Below are 9244 nucleotides of genomic sequence, written 5' to 3' on the forward strand. Positions count from 1 at the left end.
AGGAGCTGATTGCCGTGGGAACCCCCACCCGAGATGGCGCGAACAGCACTTCCGGCACTCAGGTCGCTCGAGAGATTCCAGCCGCTATTTTTAGTGCTGCTGCCGTATTTCTCGCTGTCTGTGGAGGTGGTGATATCAACGTCGCGTTTCGCATCGAGGATCACCGTTTCACCGGCCTTAGCCTGGCTTCCGGCAATCAGGATATTGCCGCTGTTGCTGCCTCCCTGTTTACCGGTGGCAGTCATCTGGATATTGCCTGCGGCGGCAAGATGGCTGCCGCTGTTAAACTCGCCCTCGTAGTGCGACTCAGAGGAAGACCGGGTGCTTCCTGCGGAAATGGCCATCAACTGGCCTGGTCCGTCAAGCGCGAGCGCACCGCCTTCCGCCCCCAGCCCCTTCACTTTATCGACGGTGCTGTTGCCACTGTTGCCCTTACCACGCACGATATCGCGCACGTTACGCACAGTGTCTTCAAATGGCGCTTTCACACTGACCGTGACGCCAGACGATTTGGACTCCTGCTTCATGGACTCAGTGGTCTTATCCCGTCCAGGAAGGATGGCGATGCTGTCGCCAGTAATATCGATATGGCCGGTTTTGCGGGAGGAATCATCCTTCACTCTTCCGGCAACCACATCTGCCGCGCTCAACTGGACGTCATTTCCGGCGCTGATGATGACATTGCCGCCAGCAGTGCCCACCGTGCTGCGGGCATCGCTCTGCGTCGTATTTGCCCCCTGTCGGGTGCTTTTTGAAGACTGTGACCCGATGGTGATACCCAATCCTGACCCGCTGGAGAAAACGCCGGATTTCTTCGTCTTCTTCATGTCGTAGAACGTGTCGGTGTTGGTCGCTGCCTCCACGGTCAGATCATTTCCAGCCTTCAGAGCCACATCACGCTCAGCGGCAACTGACGAGCCCTGCACCGTCAGGTTGTTACCAGCCCGGAGAGCAACGTTGTCGCCGGAAAGCTGCGTACCTTTCTCACGCGTATGCGTTTCTTCGTGGATGGTGTGAGTGGTTTTCTTACTGAGGAACCCACCGGACGTCTTTTTCTCCTCCCGGTACGCATAGTCACTTTCCGTCGCAGTGGAAAGGGTGATATCCCGCCCGGCGGCCACGGCTGTATCGCCTGCGGCATAGACATCTGCTGCCTGCGCCGTTACATCCCGTCCGGCGACAACAGTCACATTCCCGCCCGCAGTGATGTCGGTTCCCGACTGGCGAACCGACTCGTTAATCACTTTTTTACGGCCTGATTTATAACTGTCGCCCTGCGTGGTCTCTGCCGCAGCCAGATTCACGTCGCGACCCGCCTGCAGCCCGACGTTTTTCTCCGCCGCCAGCGCGGCGGCCTGAGCGTTGATATCCTGCCCGGCCTTCAGGACCAGGTTATCGCCTGCGGAAATCGTGGTGCGGTCGAGCCCGGTGCTGTGGGACTCGCTTTTCCCTTTCCGGCTGCTTTCGCTGGTCTGTGCCGCGTTCAGGTTCAGATCGTTGCCCGCGCTCAGCCCCGCGCTGCCGCCCGCCTTCAGGTCGCTGGCGGTCACGTCAAGGTTGTGCCCGGCATTCACCAGCAGATTGCCGCCCGCGGTGACGTTACTTCCCTGATATGTGACGGAGGAACGGCTGGTTTTCGCCCGGCTGGAGCTGAATGCGTCGTTGATCTGATTCGCGTTGACGGCAATATCGCCCCACGCGTTCAGCAGCATATCGCCGCCGGAGGCCAGGTTCGCCCCGGTGACGGTGATGTTTTTACCCGCCTCAAGCGACAGGCCATCCTGCGCGGTAATCGACGCCGTGTTGCCCAGCAGGGTGTCCTTCAGGCCGATGTTGCCGTACTTCCCGCCGGCGTTGATATCAATCTGCTCAACCTGCGTCAGGTTGTTGATGCTTCCGTCCAGGCTCTCCAGCGCGACCGTTTTGCCGCTGATGGTGGAGCTGATGTTATTGATATCGCCGATGGCGCTCAGGTTCAGGTCGCCGCCCGCTTTCATCAGGCCGTTGCTGAGGTTGCTGATGCTGTTCTGGCTGTCGAGCGTCAGGCTGTTTTTCGCCAGCAGCGAGCTGCCGCCGTTGGTGATGCTGCCGCCCTTCAGGGTGACGTTGTTGCCCGCGATCACGCTGCCGTTATTGACAGTGACGTCCTTCGGCGACAGGTAGAGTTTCGGCACCATCACAGTTTCGCCGTTGACGGTGGCTTTCTCCCACCACAGCAGGCTATGGTCGAGCGCGGCAATCTGATCGGCGGTCAGCGAGACGCCAAACTGCAGGCCCAGCGACTGCTGCGCCGCCGCGGCGTTGTCCATCAGATAGCGCATCTGATCAAGATCGGAGCCGATGCCGTTCAGGTAGCGGTTACCGGTCTGGTTGAGCACCACGTTGGAGACATAGCGGGTATCGAACGCCGCATCGCCGAGGAAACGGTAATCGTAGTCCGGGTTCAGGTTGAGGCGGCCGAGCATATAGGACGAGCCGAGGAACTGCTTCTCGTCGGTAAACGCCAGCCGCGTCTCCTGCGGCGCCGTGGACGACGGTTTGATCCCGAGCATCGCGTTCAGATCGGCAAACAGGGCGGGATCAAGCTGCCCGAGACCGTTCAGTTTCGGGTTGATGCCGATCAGGTACGGGCTTTTCGGGTTGTCGGAGAAGACAAAATAGCCGTTGTTGCCCGACGGCAGCGGGTAAGCGCTGGTGTCGACGCGCTGGCCCTGATAGTGCCCGACGGCGCCGCCCTGCGCGGTTCGGAGATCGGCGGTGATGACCCCGGCGTTCGCCAGTGCGCCCAGCTGACCAAGGTTCGCATCACCTTTCTGCGTGGTGGCAACGTTGCTGAGAGGCGTGCCGGACGCGCCGCCGTTTTCCAGCGCGCCGCCGCCGTTAAGCTGCTGCAGCGCACCCTGAAGCCGATCGTTCCACTGCGGCGAGTTCACCGCCACGGTGCCGGTATTGCTCAGCCCCTGTTTTTGCACACCGCTGCCGATGGTCTGGTTGCTGAGGGTGTTCAGCGACGGGGTGGAGATAACGTTGCTGACGCCGCCCGCGTTAGCGGTGGTATTAGTGTTGCTGATGTTGCTGGTGAAGTTTGCGGTGACGTTGCCGCCCGCCTGGATGACGGCGCGATACGTCGCTCCATCAGTAGTAAATTCCGTCTTATGTTCACCTAACCGATAAGGTACATAACTGCGGTATTTTAATTCATCTTCATCCCACCAATACCATTTGTTATTACTAAGCTTCTCCAATGGTTGCCAATAATCACTACCACAATCATAGTAGAACCATTCACAACGATAATTTGCCTCAACATATTCAACTTTACGTCCACCTTCTGCGGAAAGGTTATTCAAAGTTGAACCGGAGAGTGCAATATCCCGTCCTGCAAGGATATTGCTAGCTTTGTTTTCCATTGAGCCAGCATTAATATTAATATCGCGCCCGGCGGCAATGCGGGCCGCACTCCCGTTAGCTGAAACCTGAACGACGGACTCACTAAGAATGAACTGCCGAGTATCCTCGCCAGACAGACGATATTGGATTACATTACGACAGTGTTCATTCATTGCTCCCGTGCAATTTTGCCACGAATAATAAACAACCTGTTCTCCATTATTTTTCCATTGTTCCAGGCTAATTTCAAAATCCGGCTTATCTTTCACATAATAAACACGACTCAGAGCCTTAGACGTGTCAGGTAAAGCATTCGAGTATTTATTTTCATAGCTACTGATATTCAATCCATCACGTTCATTCAGCAAATGTCCGGTCCTGATCCCAATATCCCCATTCTGCGTCTCAATATTCCCCGACGTGTTCACCACCTGGCTGTTGGCATTCCCCGCCGCATCCCGCTGCATCCACAGGTTGTTCCCCGCCATGATGTCGCCGCGCCGGTTGGTGATGCTGTCGGCATAAAGCGCCAGGTTATTCGCCGCGTACAGCAGCGCGGTGTTGACGATGGCGCCCGGTGCGCTCAGGGTCAGCGAGCCGCGCGTGCCGGTGAAGCCGTCGACGGTAATGTTGCTCCGGCTGGCCACGGTGATGTCGCCGCCGCCCTGCACCGCGCCCGCGGCGTTCAGCGCAACGCTGCTGCCGGAGAGCGTACTCGTGCCGCCGCCGGTGGTGATTTGTCCGTTGTTGCTGAGCTGCCCGCCCGCGCTGAGGTTAACCGCCTGCCCCTGCAGCACGCTGCGGTTATCGATGTCGCCGCCGCTGCTGATGGTCAGGGTTCTGCCTGCCGCCACGGCGGTCCGGCTGGTAAACGCGTTCGTCAGCTGCAGCGTTAAGTCCCCCAGGGAGACCAGCTGGCCGGTCAGGTCCAGCCCCCGGCTCTGCAGCCACAGGTTGCCGCCGCTCAGCAACCTGCCGCCCGCGCTCTGGGTTACCTGGTCTGCGCCAATATTCAGCTGCGTGTTGCCGAGCAGCGTGCCGCTGTTGTTCAGCTGGCCGTAGTTAACCGTCAGCTGTCCCGCCTGGGTGGTGCCCAGGCTGGCAAAGGTGGTGCCGGTCAGCGTGGCCCGGTCGGCCACCCACGTGCCGCCGTTAGTGGCGTTTGCCGCATTGAGTATCAGGTCGGTGGCCTGCAGCCAGCCGGTGCCGGTGAACTGCGGCGTGCCGAGCGTCAGGCGCGCGCCGGACAGGAGCCTGCCGTCGTTACGCGCCTGCGAGGAGGCGGTCACGCGCGTCTCGCCGCCGCCCTGAATCAGGCCGTAGTTAAACAGCGCGGGCGTGGTCAGCGTCAGGCCATCGCGGCTGACGATTTCGCCCCCGCTGCTGTTGGTCAGCGTGCCGCTGAGGGCCAGCGTCGCGCCGTTATCGCCCTGCAGGCGTCCGCCGTTGGTGAGCGCCCCGGTGGTGATGCCGAGCGTGCTCCCCTGCATTTTGCCGTCGCTGGTGACGGAGGCCGCCGTGACGTTCAGCGCCCCGCCGGAGAGCAGGGTGCCGGTCGACTGCTGGCTGACCGCGCCGGTCTGGCTGAGGGTCAGGCCATTCACCCCGCTGATGGCGCCGCTGTTGCTGAGCGTGCCGCCGGTCAGCGTCAGGTTTTTCGCCGCCCACTGCCCCTGGTTCACCAGCGTGGCAGCCTGCAGCGTCGCGCTGCCCAGCGCGGTAATCTTGCTGCCTGCGGTCCCGGTGAGCGTGTCGGCCAGCGTCATCTGCAGCGCGTCGGCGCTCTGCACCGCGCCGCTGTTGGTCAGCGACTGGGCGTTAAGCAGAATGTTTTGTGCCTGCCAGCTTCCAGCGTTGGTTACCGCACCGGACGTTATCGTCAGGGTGCCCTGGGTGAGAAGCCTGCCGTCTGCGCCGTTAATCAGCGCCTGCTGCGGCGCGGTCATCGCCATGCGCGCCATCAGCCGCTGCTGCCCCTGAACGGTCAGGCTCTGCAGGCCGGTCAGGGTGCCCTGGTTGTTAATGCTGTCCTGACGAAGCGCGAGGGTGTTCCCCTGCACGGTGCCGCTATTTTTAAGGGTGCTGCCGCCGAGCGTCACGTCCCCTTCGCTGAGGAGCTGCCCGCGGTTATCCAGCGTCTGTGCGGTGATATCCGACCGCCCCTGGCTCATCAGCGAGCCGGACGAGGTCAGCGTGCCGCCGGTCGCGGCCGTCAGCGTTCCCTGGCTGAGCAGGGACCCGCCGTGCGTCCAGTCGCTGGCGCGGATGTCCGCGCCGTTCCCCTGCAGCGTGCCCTGCGTGGTTAGCAGGCCTGCGTCCAGCGTCAGCATGCCGCCGGAGAGGGTGCGCGATGCCGCGCCCGTGGTCAGCGCGGTGCCGGTGAGCGCCAGGCCGTTCGTTCCCTGCATCAGGCCGTCGTTGTTCATCTCGCGGGCGGTCAGGGAGAGCGTGCCGCCGGTGATGCGCCCCGGGTTCGCCAGGGTGTCCGCGGTAAAGGCGGTCGTGCCGCCGCTCTGCAGCAGCCCGGCATTGGTTAACGCCCCGCCGAGCGTGCCGCTGAGTCCCGTCAGCCCGTTCACCGTGCCGCTGTTCGTTAGGGTGCTGCCCGTCATGCCCAGCGTCGCGCCCTGCAGCGTACCGGCGTTCGTCAGCTGTCCGCCCTTCAGCGTGAAGCCGCCGCCGGAGAGCCATTTGCCGTTCAGCTCGTTGATAAAGCGATCGGCGGTGGCGTTAACGGCGTTGCTGCCCTGCATCAGGCCGCTGTTGCGCAGTTCCGCTGCGCCTGCGGTCAGCGTTTTGCCCGCCACCGTGCCGCTGCTGGTCAGCGTCGTCGCGTGAAGCGCGGCATCGCCGGTGGCCACGATGTTCCCGGTATTGCTCAGGGCGTTGCCCAGACCCAAATCCAGGTCCTGCGCCTGAATATCGCCCTGGTTGGTCAGGTCGCTGCCCCGGAGGGTGAACCCGCCGTTCACCAGCAGCAGACCGGCGTTATCGAGCGTATCCAGGGACAGATTCAGGCCACTTCCGCTCACCAGCTGCCCGGTAGCGCCGTTGCTCAGCGCGCGGGTGGTCAGCGCCAGCGTGTCGTTGCCCTGCAGCATGCCGGTGTTGCTCAGCTGCGCGGCGTTCACCGCCAGCGACTTCCCGGCCAGCCGGCCGTCGTTAAACAGCTGCGCCGCCGTCAGCGTGAACAGGTTCTGGCTGAGCAGGGCGCCGGTGTTATCGAGCCTGCCGGTCGCGGCAAGCGTCAGGGCGTCCAGCGCCTGAACGCTGCCCTGGTTATTCAGGCTCCCGGCATCCAGCGTCGCGCTGCGCCCCTGCAGGCTGCCCGCGTTGCTGAGGGCTTGTCCGCTCAGGGTCAGGGCCTCGCCGCCCGTCACCTGCCCCTGAGTCTGGTTCACGAAGGTGTTGCCGGACCAGGCCAGCGTGCTGCTGCCCTGAAGCAGGCCGCTGTTCTGCAGGTCGCCCCGCAGGGTCAGCACTTTCGCCAGCAGCTGGCCCCGGTTATCGCTATTGCCGGCCTGAACGTCCAGCGCCTGCTGGCTGAGCACCTTACCGCGGTTGGTCAGCGCGCCGGTCACCGTCGCCGTCACGCCCGCTTCACCCAGCGCGTTACCGGTGTTGATCCACTCGCCGGTGGCCAGGTTTAGCGTTTTGCCCTGCAAAAGCCCGGCGTTGTTTAAGGTGGTGTGGTGCAGTTCGAGCGCGCCACCGGAGAGCAGCATGCCCGACTGCTGGTTGCTGAGCTGCGCCCCCATCGCCGTCAGGGAATGGGTTCCCTGCAACGTGCCGCCGTTAGTGACTGCCGCGCTGTTGAACTGTGCGTCGGTACCTGCCATCAGCCCGCCGTTCGTCAGGCTGGCGGTAGTCAGGGTCAGGCCGTCCCGGGCAATCACCCGCCCGTCGGCATCGTTGGCGGCCTGGCGGGTCAGGTTCAGCAGCAGCGCGGTGGCGCTGAGCTCGCCGCTGTTAGCAAGCGTGTCGCCGTTGAGCGTCAGCGTTCCGCTGCTGCGCAGCGCGCCACGGTTACTGATGTCTGCCACGCCGAGCGTCAGGGTATCTTCCCCCTGAACGGTGCCCTGGTTTTGCAGGCTGTTCGCCGTCACGTGCAGGTCGCTGGCCGCAATATTGCCCGCGTTAACCAGCGTGGTGCCGTTCAGCGTGATCCGCTCGTCCGCCAGCAGGCGTCCGCTGTTGCTCAGGTTGAGATAGTCGCTGCTCAGACTGACGCCGTTGATTTCACCCTGGTTTGTCAGCGTGTCGCCTTTGACGCGCAGCGTGCCGTCGGTTGTGATAAGCCCGCTGTTAGCCAGCACCGGGATGTTCAGCGTTAAATCCTGCGCGCTGTAGACCGACCCGCCCGCGAGGTTCGCGAGTGACCCGGTCTTCACGCCGAGCAGGGTGGTCCCCTGCAGCAGCCCGCCGTTCTCCACCGAAGCAGCGTCCAGGGAGAGGATACCGGCAATCAGCGAGCCGCTGCTGGTGATGCGCCCGGGGGCCGTCAGGGTCATGCGGTCCGCTTTTGCGGCGCCGGACTGGAGGATGTTCTGTCCGCTGAGAGTAATGGCGCTGGCGGTGAGCTCCCCGCCGCTGGTCAGGTCGCCGGTCGCGTTAAAGCTCAGCGCGTCACCGGTGGATTTCCCGGCGTGCGTAATCGTGCCCGCCGTCACCGACAGGGCGCCTTTCGCCGCCTGGGTGCCGTTCAGCGCGGCATTCTGCGCCTGCAGGGTGAGCCCCTGCACGCTCTGCAGGTGCGCGTCCCGGCCGGTGGTCAGGTCGCCGGCGCTGACGGTGACCGCCCCCGCCGCGTCCGTCTGCCCGTTCAGGCTGGCGCTGCGGGTCGCGGTAATCTGTATATTGCCCTGGCTGGTCGTGCGGGACGCCTGACCGCTGGTCAGGGTGCCGGCCTGCGCCGTCAGCGCCGTCGCGCCGGACAGGGTGCCGTTCTGCTCAAGCGTGCCTGCGGTCACGTTCATCGCGCCGTCAGCCAGCAGGCTGCCGTCGTTACGCAGGCTCTGCTGCGCCGTGACGTTCGCATCCCCCTTCGCGCTCAGCGTGCCCCGCTGCGCCAGGGTTACGGCGCTTAACGTCAGGTTGCCGGCGCTCTGCAGGGTGCCGTTATTGGTCACCGTCTGCCCCTTCAGGGTGACGTCGCTGCCCTGCGCCGTGCCGCCGTTCGTCAGCTCTCCGGCGTTCACGTCCAGACGGCCTTTCGCCGCCAGCAGGCCGCTGCTGGACACCCTGTCACCGGAGAGCGCAATGTCGCGCCCCGCATTCACCTGCCCCTGGTTACTGACGGTGCTGCCCGTCAGGCGAATATCGGTCGCGGCATCGGCCCGGCTCTGGCCGTCCAGCACCAGCTGCCCGCCGCTCAGCGCGAGGCTCTCTCCTGCCGAGACCGCACTGCCCGTGGCTGACAGCGTGCCGCCGCCGGTCAGCGTGGTGCGGGTATCGCTGCCGACGCGGGTACTGGTCAGAGCGATATCCTTTCCGGCCGCCACGCTGAGCGCGCCTTTACTGGTGATGCTGCCGCCGCGCTGCGTCAGGCTGCCGCCGGTGGACAGCGTGGTGTCGCCCTGGCTGGCGAGCGTGCTGTTATTCAGTTCCACATCCTGCGAGCTGGCCACGTTCAGCGCGCCACCGGCCTGATGGCTGCCGCTGAGGGCCACCCCCGCGCCATTCGCGCGAATCGAGCCGCTGGCGAGGCTGTTCCTGACCGTCAGTTTCCCGCCCGCATCCAGCTGAATATCGCCCTGGCGCGCGGTGAGGTTGCCGAGGTTCACCCCCACGCCCGCCTCGCTGGAGACCAGGCGGATACGGTTGGCATACATTCCGCCGAGCGCGCCGGTATCCA

The 9244-nt window shown here is 63.8% G+C and carries 1 pseudogene; it reads right to left on the reverse strand.

Annotated features, from left to right (window positions below):
* Nucleotides 1-29: 29 nt before the first annotated feature.
* Nucleotides 30-9244, reverse strand: a pseudogene (locus ACZ6J2_RS21380) (hemagglutinin repeat-containing protein); the annotation flags it as partial.

This window comes from Enterobacter sp. E14S, assembly GCF_055666685.1.